Source organism: Nocardioides sp. Root151 (assembly GCF_001427925.1).
GTDB lineage: Bacteria > Actinomycetota > Actinomycetes > Propionibacteriales > Nocardioidaceae > Nocardioides.
Genome location: NZ_LMGG01000007.1, coordinates 979,697 through 995,874 on the forward strand (window position 1 = coordinate 979,697; position 16,178 = coordinate 995,874).

At 69.9% G+C, this 16,178-nt stretch carries 14 protein-coding genes, 2 tRNA genes and 1 riboswitch; of the genes, 14 read left to right on the forward strand and 2 right to left on the reverse strand.

The annotated features are described in order from the left end of the window. Nucleotides 1-21: 21 nt before the first annotated feature. The 7 genes from ASD66_RS22210 (at nucleotide 22) to ASD66_RS22240 (ending at nucleotide 5,664) form a co-directional block, all read left to right on the forward strand. Nucleotides 22-1,047 (forward strand): PP2C family protein-serine/threonine phosphatase, encoded by a 1,026-nt coding sequence (locus ASD66_RS22210; protein WP_056892257.1) that lies wholly within the window; start codon nucleotides 22-24, stop codon nucleotides 1,045-1,047. Nucleotides 1,048-1,130: 83 nt separating this feature from the next. Beyond that, nucleotides 1,131-1,204 (forward strand) — tRNA-Gly (locus ASD66_RS22215). Between the two features lie 34 nt (nucleotides 1,205-1,238). After that, nucleotides 1,239-1,311, forward strand: a tRNA-Pro gene (locus ASD66_RS22220). A gap of 50 nt (nucleotides 1,312-1,361) precedes the next feature. After that, nucleotides 1,362-2,762, forward strand: coding sequence for a trigger factor (gene tig, locus ASD66_RS22225; RefSeq protein ID WP_056892258.1), 1,401 nt, complete (start codon nucleotides 1,362-1,364; stop codon nucleotides 2,760-2,762). A 290-nt stretch (nucleotides 2,763-3,052) separates the two neighbouring features. Beyond that, on the forward strand, nucleotides 3,053-3,922 hold the full coding sequence (locus ASD66_RS22230; RefSeq protein ID WP_156388846.1) for an esterase/lipase family protein: 870 nt from the start codon (nucleotides 3,053-3,055) through the stop codon (nucleotides 3,920-3,922). A 114-nt stretch (nucleotides 3,923-4,036) separates the two neighbouring features. Beyond that, entirely contained in the window at nucleotides 4,037-5,206 is a 1,170-nt protein-coding gene (locus ASD66_RS22235; protein WP_056892260.1) for a lipase family alpha/beta hydrolase, read from the forward strand. Next, nucleotides 5,203-5,664: an SRPBCC family protein gene (locus tag ASD66_RS22240; RefSeq protein ID WP_056892261.1), complete on the forward strand. Its 462-nt coding sequence runs from the start codon at nucleotides 5,203-5,205 to the stop codon at nucleotides 5,662-5,664. The genes ASD66_RS22235 and ASD66_RS22240 overlap by 4 nt, the downstream gene beginning before the upstream one ends. Before the next feature lie 22 nt (nucleotides 5,665-5,686). On the opposite strand, the gene ASD66_RS22245 is transcribed toward ASD66_RS22240, so the two are convergent. Beyond that, on the reverse strand, nucleotides 5,687-6,898 hold the full coding sequence (locus ASD66_RS22245) for an aminotransferase class V-fold PLP-dependent enzyme (RefSeq protein ID WP_056892262.1): 1,212 nt from the start codon (nucleotides 6,896-6,898) through the stop codon (nucleotides 5,687-5,689). 37 nt (nucleotides 6,899-6,935) lie between these two features. Continuing rightward, nucleotides 6,936-7,049: riboswitch (SAM riboswitch) on the reverse strand. Between the two features lie 170 nt (nucleotides 7,050-7,219). On the opposite strand from ASD66_RS22245, the gene ASD66_RS22250 reads away from it, so the two are divergent. From ASD66_RS22250 to ASD66_RS22265, 4 genes are all read left to right on the forward strand, one after another. Continuing rightward, entirely contained in the window at nucleotides 7,220-7,852 is a 633-nt protein-coding gene (locus tag ASD66_RS22250) for an ATP-dependent Clp protease proteolytic subunit (RefSeq protein WP_056675805.1), read from the forward strand. 4 nt (nucleotides 7,853-7,856) lie between these two features. Continuing rightward, a complete protein-coding gene (locus tag ASD66_RS22255; protein WP_056675808.1) occupies nucleotides 7,857-8,465 on the forward strand; it encodes an ATP-dependent Clp protease proteolytic subunit in 609 nt (202 codons plus the stop codon). A gap of 88 nt (nucleotides 8,466-8,553) precedes the next feature. After that, entirely contained in the window at nucleotides 8,554-9,840 is a 1,287-nt protein-coding gene (gene clpX, locus ASD66_RS22260; RefSeq protein WP_056675811.1) for an ATP-dependent Clp protease ATP-binding subunit ClpX, read from the forward strand. A 154-nt stretch (nucleotides 9,841-9,994) separates the two neighbouring features. Beyond that, on the forward strand, nucleotides 9,995-10,669 hold the full coding sequence (locus tag ASD66_RS22265) for a hypothetical protein (protein WP_056892263.1): 675 nt from the start codon (nucleotides 9,995-9,997) through the stop codon (nucleotides 10,667-10,669). A 79-nt stretch (nucleotides 10,670-10,748) separates the two neighbouring features. Here the strand turns inward: ASD66_RS22265 and valS are convergent, their stop codons facing one another. Then, nucleotides 10,749-13,373 (reverse strand): valine--tRNA ligase, encoded by a 2,625-nt coding sequence (valS, locus tag ASD66_RS22270; protein WP_056675817.1) that lies wholly within the window; start codon nucleotides 13,371-13,373, stop codon nucleotides 10,749-10,751. A 117-nt stretch (nucleotides 13,374-13,490) separates the two neighbouring features. On the opposite strand from valS, the gene ASD66_RS22275 reads away from it, so the two are divergent. Genes ASD66_RS22275 through ASD66_RS22285 form a run of 3 tightly spaced genes read left to right on the forward strand, consistent with a single transcriptional unit; the run spans nucleotide 13,491 to nucleotide 16,174 of the window. Beyond that, nucleotides 13,491-14,405 carry a GNAT family N-acetyltransferase gene (locus tag ASD66_RS22275; protein ID WP_056892264.1) on the forward strand — a complete coding sequence of 305 codons (915 nt, stop codon included), beginning with the start codon at nucleotides 13,491-13,493 and terminating at the stop codon, nucleotides 14,403-14,405. A 39-nt stretch (nucleotides 14,406-14,444) separates the two neighbouring features. Further along, nucleotides 14,445-15,809: a bifunctional tetrahydrofolate synthase/dihydrofolate synthase gene (gene folC / locus ASD66_RS22280; RefSeq protein WP_056892265.1), complete on the forward strand. Its 1,365-nt coding sequence runs from the start codon at nucleotides 14,445-14,447 to the stop codon at nucleotides 15,807-15,809. After that, entirely contained in the window at nucleotides 15,806-16,174 is a 369-nt protein-coding gene (locus ASD66_RS22285) for a DUF4233 domain-containing protein (RefSeq protein WP_235530199.1), read from the forward strand. Before folC ends, ASD66_RS22285 begins: the two co-directional genes overlap by 4 nt. The last annotated feature ends 4 nt before the right edge of the window (nucleotides 16,175-16,178 follow it).

Genomic DNA, 16,178 nt, shown 5'->3' on the forward strand with positions numbered 1-16,178 from the left:
TGGACCACGTGGCGGCGCAGGATGGTCGCCACCGACAACCTCACCCTGATGTCACTGATCGTCCTCACCGCGGTGTGCGCCGCCCTCTTCGCGGTCGCGCCTGGCGTCTGGCCGCTCACCCTCGTCGTGCTGCCGATGTTCCTGGGCGGGTTGTTCCTGAGCCCGCGAGACCTGCCGTGGTTCCTGGTCTTCGTGCTTGCCGTGCTCGCGTTCGCGGTCACCAAGCAGTCGCCGCTCACACCTCGACTGGTGATCGGGGTGGTGGTGCTGTTCCTGCTGGGCTTCATCACGCTCCTCTCGTCGTTCCGGCGCTCGCGCCTCGGCGTCGCCGGAATGCAGGGGGAGTCGATGCTGGTCGACCTGCGCGACCGCATCCTCAGCCAGGGCACCCTGCCCGACCTGCCGGCCAACTGGTACGCCGAGTCGGCGCTGCGCTCGGCCGGCGGTACGCCGTTCGCCGGCGACTTCGTGGTCGCCTCACGCAAGGGCAACGACAATCGCCTCGACTTCGTGGTGGTCGACGTCTCGGGCAAGGGCGAGGACGCCGGCACCCGTGCCCTGCTGCTCTCGGGGGCGTTCGGCGGGCTGCTGGTGGCGCTCACCGCGGAGGAGTTCCTGCCAGCCGCCAACGACTACCTGATGCGGCAGAACTGGGACGAGGGCTTCGCGACCGCCGTACACCTCACCATCGACCTCGACACCGGTGACTTCGCCGTGCGTACGGCGGGGCACCCACCCGCGATCCAGCTGCTGGCCGGGTCGGGCAAGTGGATCGTGCACGAGTCGGAGGGCCCGATCCTCGGACTCATGGACGACGCCGAGTTCACGGTGGTACGGGGCCGGATGCGCTCGGGCGACGCCGTGCTGCTCTACACCGACGGTCTGGTCGAGACGCCGACCCGTGACATCAGCCTCGGCATCGACAAGCTCCAGGGGCAGGGCGAGCGACTCCTGCGCAGCGGGTTCGACAATGCCGCACGGAGACTGATCGATGCGCTGGGCTCGCGCAACGACGACCGTGCGCTCCTGTTGCTGCACCGCCGCTGACTGCTCGGCCGTCCGCAGCCGGGTGAACCTGATTGGGAGCGACCCCCGCGCGTGTGGCACCATGACACCGCACAAATGTGCGCGCGGATGTAGCTCAATGGTAGAGCCTCAGTCTTCCAAACTGATTACGCGGGTTCGATTCCCGTCATCCGCTCCAAGTGCCGCTCAGGCTCGCTCTGACGGCTACTTGGCGGGGCGTAGCGTAGTGGCTAGCGCGCCTGCTTTGGGAGCAGGAGATCGCAGGTTCGAGTCCTGTCGCCCCGACAGCACATCCCCTGCACCCGCACCATTCCCTGACCCATGAGGAGAAACCTGTGAAGAGCGCCGTCGAGACCTTGAGCCCGACCCGGGCCAAGCTGACCGTCGAGGTGCCCTTCGAGGAGCTCAAGCCGAGCCTCGACGCGGCGTACAAGAAGATCGCCCAGCAGATCAACGTCCCCGGCTTCCGCCGTGGCAAGGTCCCGGCAGCGGTCATCGACCGTCAGGTCGGCCGTGGCGCCGTCCTCGACGAGGCGATCAACGAGATGCTTCCCAAGAAGTACATCGAGGCCCTCCAGGAGAACAACCTCGAGCCGCTGGCCCAGCCCGAGATCGAGGTGACCAAGCTCGAGGACAACGAGACCCTCGAGTTCACCGCCGAGGTCGACGTCAAGCCCGAGATCGAGGTGCCGGCCTACGACGGCGTCGAGGCCCAGGTCGAGGACGTCGCCGTGAGCGACGCCGACGTCGAGGAGCAGGTGCAGGCCCTTCGTGAGCGCTTCGGCACCCTGAAGACCGTCGAGCGCGTGGCCGCCGACGGCGACTTCGTGACCCTCGACCTCAAGGCCACCAAGGACGGCGAGGTGCTCGAGGGCGCCGAGGTCGCCGGCATGTCCTACCAGGTCGGTCGCGGCGGCATGCTCGACGGACTCGACGAGGCGCTGGTCGGCATGGCCGCCGGCGAGACGAAGAACTTCAGCTCCGAGCTGGTCGGTGGCGACCTGGTCGGCGAGCCCGTCGAGGTCGAGGTGACGGTCGGCCAGGTGCAGGAGCAGGAGCTGCCCGAGGTCGACGACGAGTTCGCCCAGCTGGCCTCCGAGTTCGACACCGTCGACGAGTTCAACGCCGACGTGCGTGAGCGCCTGACCCGCGGCAAGCGCCTCGAGCAGGCCGCCGAGGCCCGTGACGCCGTCCTGGAGAAGCTGCTCGAGCAGGTCTCGATCCCGCTGCCCGAGACCCTGGTCACCGAGGAGCTCAACGCCCGTCGCCAGAACGTCGAGCAGCAGCTGGTCTACGCAGGCCTGACGATGGAGAAGTACCTCGAGGACGAGAAGCAGACCGTCGAGGAGTTCGAGGCCGACCTCGACCGCCGGGTCCGCGACGCGGTGACCGCGCAGTTCATCCTCGACGAGGTGGCGAAGAAGGAGGAGCTCGGCGTCGACCAGCAGGAACTCTCCGAGCACCTGATCCGTCGCGCGCAGCAGTCCGGCCAGGACCCGCAGGAGTTCGCGAACCACATGTTCGAGCACAACCACATCCCGGACCTCGTCCAGGAGATCCTGCGCGGCAAGGCGCTGGCCACGATCGTCGAGTCGGCGGTCGTCAAGGACGCCTCCGGCAACGTGGTCGAGCTGAAGAACCTCCGCCCCGACGGCACCATCGGCGAGCCCGAGACGTCCGAAGAGGCGTCCGCGGACGCAGTGGACGCCGACGCGGAGACCACCGAAGAGGCCTGAGCAACCGCCCGGGCAGCCGCTTGGGCAACACCGTCGACGACGCGCCCCGGACAGCAGCTGTGCTGACCGGGGCGCGTTGCGCATTGTCCGGCCAGCGTCGGCAGTTCCCTTGAACAGGCAGTTCGACCGGCGAGGGGCACGGTGCGCGGTCACCGTGTCACCCCGACACGCGAACTGCCTGTTCACATGAACACATCGAGGACGAGGGGTAGCCCTCTGGTGGGCGGATCGCGCGTCTCATCACGGCGTGGATGGTTGTCCCGGCCACCGGCACCCCGGACACTGTCCCGGTGAGCACTTCGTCGGTCGTCACCGCGCCGTGGCGCCTCCTGTGGCGCCTGGGCCTGCGGAGCTCGCCGTTGGCACTGGCCGCGCCGCTGGTCCGCACCCGGCCCGACCCCGACCTGGCGCCGGTCGCGCTGCGCGCTGCCGGCGCCGATGTGGCCGCCGAGCCCGCCGCCCTCGAGTCGGCCTTCCCGCACGCCACCGACCGCATCGTGGTGCTGGTGCCCGACACCGACGAGGACGAGTCGGCCTGGCTGCGGCACCTCGACCAGGTGGGTGGCACCTACGCCAGCCGCCTTGCCGCGCTGCTCGACTGGACGCCCGTGAACGTGCGGGTGTCCCCGGGCGAGGGCACGGCCGTCGAGGTCGCGACCACGCTCCAGGCGCTGGTCGACGGCTGGCCGGTGCCGGTACGCAGGATCGCGCTGATCGGGCACGGTCGCGGGGGACTGGTGCTGCGCGCGGCCTGCGCACTGCGCCACCAGACGCCCGACGCATGGCACGAGCTGGTCTCCGACGTGGTGCTTCTCGGCACGCCGCACCTCGCCGTGCCGGCAGGGCGCACCATGGTCCCGCTGTCCCGTCGGGTCGACGAGGAGCTGGCCGGCATCGTCACCGATGACGTGGTGGACGTGTCGGCGCAGCCCCTGCCGCATGCGCGCTACGCCCTGATCACGCCGCACACCCGCCTGCAGCAGAGCCGCCTCGGCGGGCTGCTCGGCGACGTGCTGTGGTGGCGGCACCGGTTGCCGATGCGTCCCCGCAAGGCCCGCTCGCTCTTCCCGAGCGCAACGCTGCACCACGTGCCGACGCACGAGATCGGGCTGGTCAACCATCCCGACGTGCACCAGGCCATGCTCGCCTGGCTGGCCTGAGCCTCGATCGGGGGCAGATCGCGCGCCGTTCGGGGTGACCTGACCCTCAACGGGTTGCGCCGACCCCGACACTTGAGTGAACATGTGTGCACTCAATGTTCTTGGAGGTGCACCATGCGCGACGCGTCCGGTCCCGGAGTCGTCGACGTGCTCGGCCTGTTGCCGGCGTACGGCGACGAGATCGTGCTGCGCACCGTCCGTGACACCCACCGGGCCTGGGCCGGACGGGTGTACGGCGTGCTCGACCGTGCCACGGGCGGCAAGGCCCGCGGCGTCCGACTCGTGCACGACGGCATCTCGTCGACCGTCTACACCTCGATCGGCGTCGCACTCTCCGCCGGGACCGTCGCCCTGAAGGCCGCCGGCAGCCAGGGCGTCGGCCCACGCCTCGACGACTCGCCGCGCGGCAGGTTCGTCCGGGCCGCGCTGAACGGGCTGATCGGCGACCGCTTCGCCGACGAGGGGTCGCGCCTCTCGATCACCACCGCCGTACGACGCGACGGCCGCGACGTGCCGGTCACGCCCGACGCCCTCGCCGAGGCCTTCCCGGCTGCGACCGGCCGGGTCGCCGTGCTCCTCCACGGGCTGTCCGAGAACGAGTCCTTCTGGGACCTCCACCGCGACACCGTCGGCAGCACGTACGCCGAGACCCTGGCCGGCCTCGGCTGGAGCGTGGTCATGGTGCGGCTCAACACCGGCCGTCCGATCCGCGAGAACGGCATCGAGGTGGCCGCCCTGCTGCGCGACCTCACCACGGGGTGGCCCGTCGAGGTCTCGCAGATCGCCCTCGTCGGCCACTCGATGGGCGGGCTCGTGGCGCGCGCCGCCTGCGCCGTCGCGATCGACGACGACCGGCCGTGGACGGGCCTGATCAGCGACGTGATCACCTTGGGCAGCCCCCACGCCGGAGCACCGCTCGCGATCGCCGTCGGCCACGGCAGCCGGCTGCTGGCCCACCTGCCGGAGACCTCGGCGTTCGGGCGCATCCTCGACCACCGCTCGGTCGGCATCGAGGACCTCGTCGACGGACTCGGCCACGACGTACCGCCGTTGCCCGGGGTGCGCTACCGCCTCGTCGCGGCGACGCTCACAGGGTCGGCCCGGCACCCCGTCGGGCACCTGGTCGGTGACCTGCTGGTGCGGGTGCCGTCCGCACACGGCCGCTCCCGCCGGCACCCCGACCTCTTCCCGGACGCCGACGTGCTGCACGTGCCACGATCCGACCACTTCGGGTTGCTCAACCACCCCGACGTCCACGACGCGATGAGGAGCTGGCTGCGATGACCGCCGAGCGAGAGCTGCGCGCCGAGACCACGATCGAGGCGACACCCGAGCAGGTCTGGGCGGTGCTCTCGGACCTCTCCCGGATGTCCGAGCTGAGTCCCGAGACCGTGCGCATGCTGCCGCTGAAGAGGGGCGGCCTGCGCGTCGGGCAGTGGTACCTCGGCGTGAACCGGCGCAAGCTCGTCGTGTGGCCGACGCGCAACGTGGTCGCCGAGGTCGAGCCGGTCCGGCGCCTCAGCTGGGACACCACGTCCAGCGGCGCCCGCTGGATCTACGAGCTGGAGGAGTCGGGAAGCGGCACCCGTGTCGTGCACCGTCGACCCGTGCCGCGGCAGCTGACCCTCCTGGGCAGGGTGTTCGCCACCCTGGCCCTCGGTGGCAAGGAGGACCACGCCGACGAGCTCGAGACCGGCATGGCCCGCACCCTCGACCGGTTGAAGGCCGCCGTCGAGCGCTGAGCTCCGCACCGTTTCGAGCCGGTCACCCCACCAGCTCGCGCAGCCCGGCGACGAGGCGGTCCACGTGCTCGTCCACCGTGCCGAGGCCGAGGCTGGCGCGCACCGCCGTACCGTCCTCGTCGCAGCCGCCGGACCCGCCGAGCAGGTGGGCCAGCAACGGGTGGGCGCAGAACTTGCCATCGCGCACGCCTATGCCGTGCCTGTCCGCGAGGTGCTGTGCGACGTCGCGGGCTGAGTGGCCCTCGACGGTGAAGGCCAGGATGCCGAGCCGTGGGTGGTCGGGTCCCCACAGGCTGAGCTCGCGCAGGCCGGGCACCTGCGCCAGGCCCGAACGCAGCCGTTCGAGGAGGCGCGTCTCGGCCGCGACGACGGCGTCCCAGTCGGCGGAGAGCTCGCGGCAGGCAGCGGCGAGGGCGACCGCGCCGAGCACGTTGGGGGTGCCGGCCTCGTGTCGCTGCTCGGCGTCCGCAGTCCACTCGACGCGCCCGTCGGGGGCCACGCTGCGGGTCGCCCCACCGCCGCGGAGGTACGGCGCCGCGGCGCGCAGCCAGTCCGCCCGGCCAGCCAGCACGCCCGTCCCGAAGGGTGCATAGAGCTTGTGACCCGAGAAGGCCACGTAGTCCAGGCCCGTGGCGTCGAGCGGTCGATGCGCGACGTACTGCGCCGCGTCGACCGCGATCCGCGCGCCGCACGCGTGGGCCACGTCGGCGAGCTCCCGCACCGGCCACAGCTCGCCGGTGACGTTCGAGGCGGCGGTGACCACGAGGAGTCGCGGCCCGACCGGACAGGCCTCCAGCGCCTCGCGTGCGGCGGCGACGGCCGCGGCCGGGGTGGCCGGGGGAGTGAGGCGTACGGCGTGGCGCCAGGGCAGTTGCGTGGCGTGGTGCTCGGAGTCGAAGACCACCACGCTGGTGCCGCTGGGCACGGCCCGGGCCAGCAGGTTGAAGGCGTCGGTGGTGTTGCGCACGAACACCACGGCCTGCGGCCCGCCGAGGAACTCCCGCACGGTCTCGCGTGCCTCCTCGTAGGCGCGGGTCGTGACCTGCGAGGCGTAGCCCGCACCCCGGTGCACGCTGCTGTACGTCGGCAGGGCCCGGGTGACCGCCTCCTGCACAGCGGCCAGGCAGGGCGCCGAGGCGGCGTAGTCGAGGTTGGCGTACGGCAGCACGCCGTCGCCGACGGGCACCGTGAGATCGGCACCGACGACGGCAGGGAGAGTGGCGAGCAGGGACATGGGTGACCTCCGGGGTTCCGGGACCCCGAAGCGTCGAGATCCGCGCTTGCCCGTTGCACCGCGCAACGGGCCAGGTCGTCACCCGGGCCACCCCACCGCGGAGGAGGGTTGGCGGCCAGCAAGCCGGGGCTTGGTGCTGGCACTCATGACCGTGGTCAGGATGTTAGCCGGAACCCTGCCCGGCCGCGACCCGGGAATCCCGGGTTCGCTCCGGGATGGCCCCGCCTGTCGAATCTGCTGTGGGCGAACAGGGGTGTCCGACGCGTGGATGTGTCGGTCCGGGCGGCTAATGTCGCTCTCGTGAACCAGAATCAGAGCCACATGAATGAGCCCCGACGCTCTGTCGAAGCCAACGGCGGCGGCGCGTCCTACGGGCTTGACGACCACATCTACCAGCGGTTGCTCCGCGAGCGCATCGTGTTCCTCGGTTCCGAGGTGCGCGACCAGAACGCCAACGCGATCTGCGCCCAGCTCCTGCTCCTCTCGGCCGAGGACCCTGAGGCCGACATCTTCTTGCACATCAACAGTCCGGGCGGGTCCGTCGACGCCGGCATGGCGATCTACGACACGATGAACTACATCCCCAACGACGTCGCCACGGTCGGCATGGGCCTGGCCGCCTCGATGGGCCAGTTCCTGCTCTGCGCCGGCACCCAGGGCAAGCGCTACGCGTTGCCCCACGCGCGCATCATGATGCACCAGCCGTCGGGCGGCATCGGTGGTTCGGCCTCCGACATCAAGATCCAGGCCCAGCAGAGCCTGCTGCTCAAGAAGCAGCTCGGTGAGCTGATCGCCCACCACACCGGCCGCACCATCGAAGAGATCGAGCGCGACTCCGACCGTGACCGTTGGTTCACCCCCGGCGAGGCCCTCGAGTACGGCCTCATCGACAAGGTGATCACCAACGCCCGCGAGACCGCAGACGAAGGCCGCCCGGCCCACGGAAAGGCCTGACCCCATGAACTACTACATCCCCCAGTGGGAAGAGCGCACCTCCTACGGGTTCCGGCGCATCGACCCCTACGGCAAGCTCTTCGAGGACCGCATCATCTTCCTCGGCACGCCGATCAGCGACGACATCGCCAACGCGGTGATGGCGCAGCTGCTCTGCCTCGAGTCGATGGACCCCGATCGCGACATCTCCATCTACATCAACAGCCCCGGTGGCTCCTTCACCGCGCTGACCGCGATCTACGACACGATGCGGTTCATCAAGCCCGAGGTGCAGACCGTGTGCCTGGGGCAGGCTGCCTCGGCTGCCGCCGTACTCCTCGCCGCGGGTGCGCCCGGCAAGCGCCTGGCGCTGCCCAACAGCCGCATCCTGATCCACCAGCCCTACACCGAGGGCCAGGGCGGCCAGATCTCCGACCTGGAGATCCAGGCCAACGAGATCATCCGCATGCGTGAGCTGCTCGAGAAGATGATCGCCGACCACACCGGCAAGCCGGTCGAGGAGGTCAGCCGCGACATCGAGCGCGACAAGATCCTCACCGCCGACGCGGCCGTGGAATACGGCCTGGTCGACGCGATCCTCGAATCCCGCAAGGCGCTCCCCGCGCTCGCATGACCCGATCGGACCTCGTGTCCGGCAGCGCAAGCGGCCGGGCACGGGGTACCGTCGAGAAGTTGATCAGGCAGAGGAAGGATGACCGCCCGTGGCACGCATTGGTGACGGAGGCGACCTGTTGAAATGCTCTTTCTGCGGAAAGAGCCAGAAGCAGGTCAAGAAGTTGATCGCCGGACCGGGTGTCTACATCTGTGACGAGTGCATCGACCTCTGCAACGAGATCATCGAGGAGGAGCTCAGCGAGCGCTCCGAGGTGGGTCTCGAGGAGCTGCCGAAGCCGAAGGAGATCTTCGAGTTCCTCAACTCCTACGTGATCGGCCAGGAGCACGCGAAGAAGTCCCTCGCCGTGGCGGTCTACAACCACTACAAGCGGGTGCAGGCCGGTGCGTCGCTCGACACGGCCGGCAAGCACGCCAAGGACGAGGCCGTCGAGGTGGCGAAGTCCAACATCCTCGTCATGGGCCCCACCGGGTGCGGCAAGACCTACCTGGCCCAGACCCTCGCGCGCATGCTCAACGTGCCCTTCGCGATCGCCGACGCCACGGCCCTGACCGAGGCCGGCTACGTCGGTGAGGACGTCGAGAACATCCTGCTCAAGCTGATCCAGGCCGCCGACTACGACGTCAAGAAGGCCGAGACCGGCATCATCTACATCGACGAGATCGACAAGGTGGCCCGCAAGTCGGAGAACCCCTCGATCACGCGCGACGTCTCCGGCGAGGGCGTGCAGCAGGCCCTCCTGAAGATCCTCGAGGGCACCTCGGCGTCGGTGCCGCCCCAGGGCGGGCGCAAGCACCCGCACCAGGAGTTCATCCAGATCGACACCACCAACATCCTGTTCATCGTCGGAGGTGCCTTCGCCGGCCTCGAGCACATCGTCGAGCAGCGGGTCGGCAAGAAGACGCTCGGCTTCACCGCCGACGTCCGCGGCCAGGCCGAACGCGACGCCGAGGACCTCATGTCCCAGGTGCGCCCCGAAGACCTCACCAAGTTCGGGCTGATCCCCGAGTTCATCGGCCGCCTCCCGCTGATCACCAGCGTCACCAAGCTCGACCGTGAGGCGCTCGTCGAGATCCTCACCGTGCCGAAGAACGCCCTGGTCAAGCAGTACCAGCGCCTCTTCGCCATCGACGGCGTCGAGCTCGAGTTCACCGACGAGGCCATCGCCGCGATCGCCGACCGGGCGATGGAGCGCGGCACCGGTGCCCGCGGCCTGCGCGCGATCATCGAGGAAGTCCTGCTCCACGTCATGTACGACGTCCCGTCCCGAGGCGACATCGCCAAGGTCGTGGTGACCGGTGAAGTCGTCGAGGACAACGTGAACCCGACCCTGATCCCGCGCGAGGCCGAGCCGAAGAAGAAGAAGTCGGCCTGACCCCTCGCCGGGCCTGATCACCGCGTGCGGCCCGGGGGGCCGACACGGGTGGGTGCGCATAGTCCGTTCGGGTCATTTCCCGCTTCTGATGCGGTGAATCTCGACCTGTTCAGGGAAGATTGACGCGTCTGGTCCGGTCGAGTCAGGGACGTGCATGAGCTCCGAACACAAGAAGCCGCTGTTCGCCTTCGTGGTGATTGCGGTGATCTGTGCTGTCTTCATGGGTTTCACCGTGAAGTCGGATGCGATCAACGCCCCCGGGCTGCCGCGGTTCGCCGCGTCCGCGATCAACACGGGAGCCGACCTGTTCGGCGGTGACGCACGACGGACCACGTCTCCGAGCGTCCTCGTCGCACTGACCGGGCCGAGCGAGACCGTCGGGCCCACGTCGAGCAGTTCCGGGCCGGAGCAGGCCACGACTTCGCCGACGACCAGGACGAAGGCCAAGCCGCGCGCCCGTGCGGCGTACCTTCCGCGCAAGGCCACCTCGCACCACAAGGCCCGCAGCACGAATGTGCATCGCGCCCAGCCGCGGGTGACCGTACGCCGGCCGGCCGGGCCGCACGCCTCCGTCCTGGACCACTCGAAGCACGGCAAGGCGCACGGCAAGGCGAACCACAAGAGCCTGAACCTGCGTGTCGACAACCTGAAGGTCCGCGGCGACTTCAGGGCCCGCGGTCACTTCAAGCTCGACGGTCACGGTCACGGCAAGGCACGGGGTCACTCGAAGGCGCACGGCCACCATGGCAAGGCGCACGGCCACTCGAAGGCGCACGGCCACCACGGCAAGGCGCACGGCCACTCGAAGGCGCACGGCCACCACCGCTGACCCGTCGCCAGTTCGTGTCGACCCGTCGCCAGTTCGCGGCGACCTGTCGTGAGTTCGCGAACTCACGACAGGTCGATGCTCATTTCTCGGGAGCGGGAGCCAGCTCGGCCGCGACGGTCAGGGCGGTGGCGTCCTCGACAGGGGTCAGCACGAACTCGCCGGTGACCTTGCCGACCGCACTCAGGTCGTCACGGGCCTTGTCGATGGCAGCCAGTGCCTCGGGGGTGCCGGTGAACTCCACCCGCGTGACCTCGGTGCGCTGGGTGACCTTCGCCTGCGACTTCGCGCCACGGATGCCACCGAGGGCAGCCGCCACGTGGGTCAGCATGCTCGGGTCAGCGGCGGCCGCCGAGCCCAGCTCGGTGGCGGTGGGCCAGGACGCGGTGTGCACCGAACCCTCCTGCCACCACGACCAGACCTCTTCGGTCACGTAGGGCAGGAACGGCGCCAGCAGGCGCAGCTGCACGTGCAGGGCTCCGGCGAGGGTGGCCTGGGCCGACTCGGTGGCGCTGCCGCCGTCCTCGGCGTACGCCCGCTCCTTGACCAGCTCGAGGTAGTCGTCGCAGAACTCCCAGAAGAACTTCTCGACGGCCTCGAGGGCGCTGGTGTAGTCGTAGGCCTCGAAGGCTTCGGTCGCCTCGGTGACCACGTTGGCCAGGCCGCCCATCAGCGCGCAGTCGAGGGGAGCGGAGATCGCCGGCGGGTTCAGCTCGGTGGCCCCGACCATGCCGAGCACGAACTTGGAGGCGTTGAGCACCTTCATCGCCAGGCGACGGCCGACCTTCATCTGGGTCTCGTCGAACGGCGAGTCCAGACCGGGTCGAGCCATCGCAGCGCGCCAGCGCACGGCGTCGGCGCCGAACTTGTCGATGATCTCGTTGGGCACCACGACGTTGCCCTTGGACTTCGACATCTTCTTGCGGTCGGGGTCCATGATGAAGCCGGAGATCATCGCGTGCGTCCACGGCACGGCACCGCTCTCGTGGTGCGAGCGGACCACCCGTGAGAACAGCCAGGTGCGGATGATGTCGTGGGCCTGGGTGCAGAGGTCCATCGGGAAGACCCGCCCGAAGAGGTCGGGGTCGGACTCCCAGCCGCCGGCGATCTGCGGGGTCAGCGACGAGGTCGCCCAGGTGTCCATCACGTCGGGGTCGCCCATGAAGCCGTTCGGCTTGCCGCGCTGCCCCTCGTCGTACCCCTGCGGGGCCACCGTCGACGGGTCGACCGGCAGCTGGTCCTCGGTGGGCAGCAGCGGGTGGTCGTAGTCGGGCTCGCCCTCGGCGTCGAGGGAGTACCAGACCGGGAACGGGATGCCGAAGAAGCGCTGGCGCGAGATCAGCCAGTCGCCGTTGAGGCCGCCGACCCAGTTGTCGTAGCGGTGCTTCATGTGGGTCGGCACCCAGGTGATGGCGTTGCCGTCCTCGACCAGCTCGTCGCGCAGCTCGGTGTCGCGGCCGCCGTTGCGGATGTACCACTGGCGGGTGGCGACGATCTCGAGGGGCTTGTCGCCCTTCTCGTAGAAGTTCGTCATCCGCTTGGTCGGCTTGGGGTCGCCGTCGAGGTCGCCGGTCTCCTTGAGCCGGGCGACCACGGCCTCGCGGGCGCTGAACGCGGTCTTGCCCTTGAGCTCCTCGTAGGCGGCGGAGGCCTGCTCGGAGGAGAGCCAGTCGGGGGTCTCGCGCAGGAAGCGTCCGTCGCGGCCGATGAGGGTGCGCACCGGCAGCTGGAGCTCGCGCCACCACGTGACGTCGGTGAGGTCACCGAACGTGCAGCACATCGCGATGCCGGCGCCCTTGTCGGGCTCGGCCGCGGTGTGGGCCAGCACCGGGATCTCGACGCCGAAGACCGGCGAGGTGACCGTGGTGCCGAACAGCTCGGCGTACCGCTCGTCGTCGGGGTGCGCGATCAGCGCCACCACCGACGGGATCAGCTCGGGACGCGTGGTCTCGATGAAGATCTGGTCTCCGTCGGGCTTGTGGAAGGCGACCCGGTGGTAGGCGCCGGCGTACTCGCGGGCCTCGAGCTCAGCCTGGGCGACCGCGCTCTGGAAGGTGACGTCCCACAGGGTGGGGGCTTCCTGCAGGTAGGCCTCGCCGCGGGCGAAGTTGCGCAGGAAGGCGCGCTGGCTGACCGTCTGGGCCTTGGGCCCGATGGTCGTGTAGTGCTCCTTCCAGTCGACCGACAGGCCGACGGTGCGCCACAGGGCCTCGAACGCCTTCTCGTCCTCGACCACGAGCTCCTCGCAGAGCTCGACGAAGTTGGGCCGGCTGATCGGCACCTGCTTCTTCGGGTCGGGCTTCTCGGGCGGGGTGAAGTCGGGGTCGTACGGCAGCGACGGGTCGCACCGGACACCGTAGAAGTTCTGCACCCGGCGCTCGGTCGGCAGGCCGTTGTCGTCCCAGCCGATCGGGTAGAAGATCGACTTGCCCTGCATGCGCTGGTAGCGCGCGATCAGGTCGGGATGCGTGTAGGAGAAGACGTGGCCGACGTGCAGCGAGCCGGAGACGGTCGGCGGGGGAGTGTCGATCGAGTAGACCATCGAGCGCGGCTGGGTGCGGTCGAAGCGGTAGGTGTCCTCGGCCTTCCACTTCTCGGACCACTTGGCCTCGAGCCCTTCGAGCGCGGGCTTGTCCGGTACGACGACGGCGCGCGCGGCGGCGGGCGTCGTCTCGGACAGGTCGGCGTTGTCAGGGTTCTCAGTCATGGGCCGAATGTTACGTGTGGGAAGCGATGTGCCGCGAACCCGTTCCCGGTGGCGGACGGCGGCGGATCCGGCGAAAACCCGTTCCCCGAGCCGGGCCCTCCCGATTAGCGTTCGTGCATGGCGGACGACGACGTGACCCTGGAGCTCTTCACCGACCCGCGCGACTTCCTCGCGGTGGCCGGTGACCACCTGGCCGAGGACCCGGTCACCCGCACCGTCGTCACCACCGTCACGGCCCGGATGGCGCGGGCCCGCGACGCCGGCGAGCCGGTCGTCGACCGCGGCTACGAGCAGTGGTGGGCGGCCGTGCGCGATGCCTCGGGCGCCGTCGTGGGTACGGCGATGCGCACGGCACCGTTCCCGCCGTACCCACTGTTCGTGCAGGAGATGCCGGAGGCGGGTGCCCGTGAGCTGGCCCGGGTGCTGCACGCCCGTGGTGCCGTGATCGCCGCGGCGAACGGCGCCCTGCCGGCGGCCCAGCAGCTGATGGACGAGCTCGCGCTGCTCAGCGGCGGCCGCGCGGTCATCGAGGAGCACACCCGGCTCTTCGAGCTCGGCGAGCTGACCCCGCCATCGACCCTGCCGGCCGGATCGTTGCGACTGGCCAGGCCGGCCGAGGCCGAGCTCTGCCTCGGCTGGTTCCGGGCCTTCCACGTCGAGGCCGCCGAGCAGGCCGGCCGCACCTCCGACCCGACGGTCGGTGAGAGCTTCGGGATCGAGGACCTCCTCGAGCGGATCACGGAGGAGCGCATCTGGGTCTGGGTCGACGAGCACGACGTCCCGGTCCACGTCACCGGCGCCAACCTGCCGTCGTACGGCGTGACCCGCATCGGGCCGGTCTACACGCCGCGGGAACACCGCGGGCATGGCCTGGCCAGCGCGGCCGTGGCCGAGGTGTCGAGGTCGTACGTCGAAGCAGGCGTACGGGTGTGCCTGTTCACCGACCAGGCCAACCCGGTCTCGAACGCGATCTACCAGCGGCTGGGCTACCGGCCCGTCGTCGACATGGCGAACCTGCGCCTCGAACCGTGAATCGTGGGCGCGAGAGTCCGCAACTAGACTCAAGGCGCCATGACTGAACCTTCCTCGCAGCCCCGTCCCGCCGAGAGCTTCGCCGAGGCCGAGGACGCACTCCTGTCCCGCTGGCCCGAGAGCAAGCTGGAGCCCAGCCTCGACCGGATCCGCGCCTTCACCGAGCTGCTGGGCGACCCGCAGCACTCCTACCCGGTGATCCACCTGACCGGCACCAACGGCAAGACCTCGACGTCGCGGATGATCGACGCGCTGTTGCGCACCATGAACCTGCGCACCGGTCGCTTCACCAGTCCGCACGTGGAGAAGATGAGCGAGCGGATCAGCATCGACGGCGAGCCGCTCGACGACGAGGCGTTCGTCCGCGCGTTCAACGACGTCGCGGGCTACACCCACCTGGTCGACTCCGACCAGCCCCACCCGTTGTCGTTCTTCGAGACCGTGGTCGGCATGGCGTTCAGCGCGTTCGCCGACGCCCCCGTCGACGTGGCCATCGTCGAGGTCGGCATGGGTGGCTCGTGGGACGCCACCAACGTGGCCGACGGCCAGGTGGCCGTCGTGCTCCCGATCGCGATCGACCACTCGAAGTACCTCGGCGACAGTGCCACCGCCATCGCCCAGGAGAAGGCCGGCATCATCAAGGAGGGTGCCCAGGTCGTGATTGCCGAGCAGACCCCCGAGGTGGCCGAGGTGCTGCTGGCCCGCGCGGCCGAGGTGCACGCCACCGTGGCGCGTGAGGGCATGGAGTTCGGCGTGATCACCCGGGTGCCGGCCATCGGCGGCCAGACGATCAGCCTGCAGGGCCTCCGGGGGCGGTACGACGACCTGTTCCTCCCGCTCTACGGCGCCCACCAGGCCCAGAACGCCGCGGTCGCCCTGGCCGCCGTCGAGGCCTTCGCCGGCGACGAGGCACTCTCCGACGAGGTGGTGCGTGAGGCGTTCGCCTCCGTCACGTCACCCGGTCGACTCGAGGTGATCCGCCGCAGCCCGACCGTGGTGCTCGACGCCGCCCACAACCCGCACGGCGCCGAGGCCACGGCGGCCGCGCTCGAGGACTCCTTCGCGTTCTCGCCGCTGATCGGGGTGATGGGCGTGATGGCCGACAAGGACTACGAGGGTGTGCTGGCTGCGTTCGAGCCGCACTTCTCCCACATCATCTGCACCCAGAACTCGACCGACCGGTCGATGAGTGCCGAGGCGCTGGCCGAAGTGGCCCGCGAGGTCTTCGGCGAGGACCGGGTCACGACGACGCCGCGCCTGGCCGACGCGATCGACCAGGCCACCACGATGGCCGAGGCCGGCGAGGCGATCAGCGACACCTTCGGTGCCGGCGGCGTGCTGGTCACCGGATCCGTGGTCACCGTCGGCGAGGCGAGGGCGATGCTGAAGGGGCGCAACCAGTGAGCGGGCCGCAGAGGTCACCTCGCCGCGGCATGTGCGCGGGCATCCTCACCCTCGAGGCGATCGCGCTCGGCCTGACCACGCCCGTGCTGATCACCATCGCCGACGTGTCCGTCGGCACCGCCCTGACCCTCGGCCTCGGCCTGGCCGTCGCCTGCATCGTGGCGGCCGGCATGCTGCGCGCCGAGTGGGCCTACGGCCTCGGCTGGGCGATCCAGGTCGCGGCGATCGCGCTCGGTTTCCTGGTGCCGACGATGTTCTTCCTCGGCGGACTGTTCGCCCTGCTGTGGGGCACGGCCTACTTCCTCGGCAAGAAGATCGAACGGGAACGGGCCGCCGCGTACGCCGCCTACGAGGCCGAGAACTGAGGCA

Bases quoted from the DNA above. Each gene is read 5' to 3' on its own strand.
- ASD66_RS22210 (WP_056892257.1), top strand. From the start codon at position 22: ATGGTCGCCACCGACAACCTCACCCTGATGTCACTGATCGTCCTCACC.
- ASD66_RS22235 (WP_056892260.1), top strand. From the start codon at position 4,037: ATGCGCGACGCGTCCGGTCCCGGAGTCGTCGACGTGCTCGGCCTGTTG.
- ASD66_RS22240 (WP_056892261.1), top strand. From the start codon at position 5,203: ATGACCGCCGAGCGAGAGCTGCGCGCCGAGACCACGATCGAGGCGACA.
- ASD66_RS22245 (WP_056892262.1), bottom strand. From the start codon at position 6,898: ATGTCCCTGCTCGCCACTCTCCCTGCCGTCGTCGGTGCCGATCTCACG.
- ASD66_RS22250 (WP_056675805.1), top strand. From the start codon at position 7,220: ATGAATGAGCCCCGACGCTCTGTCGAAGCCAACGGCGGCGGCGCGTCC.
- ASD66_RS22255 (WP_056675808.1), top strand. From the start codon at position 7,857: ATGAACTACTACATCCCCCAGTGGGAAGAGCGCACCTCCTACGGGTTC.
- ASD66_RS22265 (WP_056892263.1), top strand. From the start codon at position 9,995: ATGAGCTCCGAACACAAGAAGCCGCTGTTCGCCTTCGTGGTGATTGCG.
- valS (WP_056675817.1), bottom strand. From the start codon at position 13,373: ATGACTGAGAACCCTGACAACGCCGACCTGTCCGAGACGACGCCCGCC.
- ASD66_RS22275 (WP_056892264.1), top strand. From the start codon at position 13,491: ATGGCGGACGACGACGTGACCCTGGAGCTCTTCACCGACCCGCGCGAC.
- folC (WP_056892265.1), top strand. From the start codon at position 14,445: ATGACTGAACCTTCCTCGCAGCCCCGTCCCGCCGAGAGCTTCGCCGAG.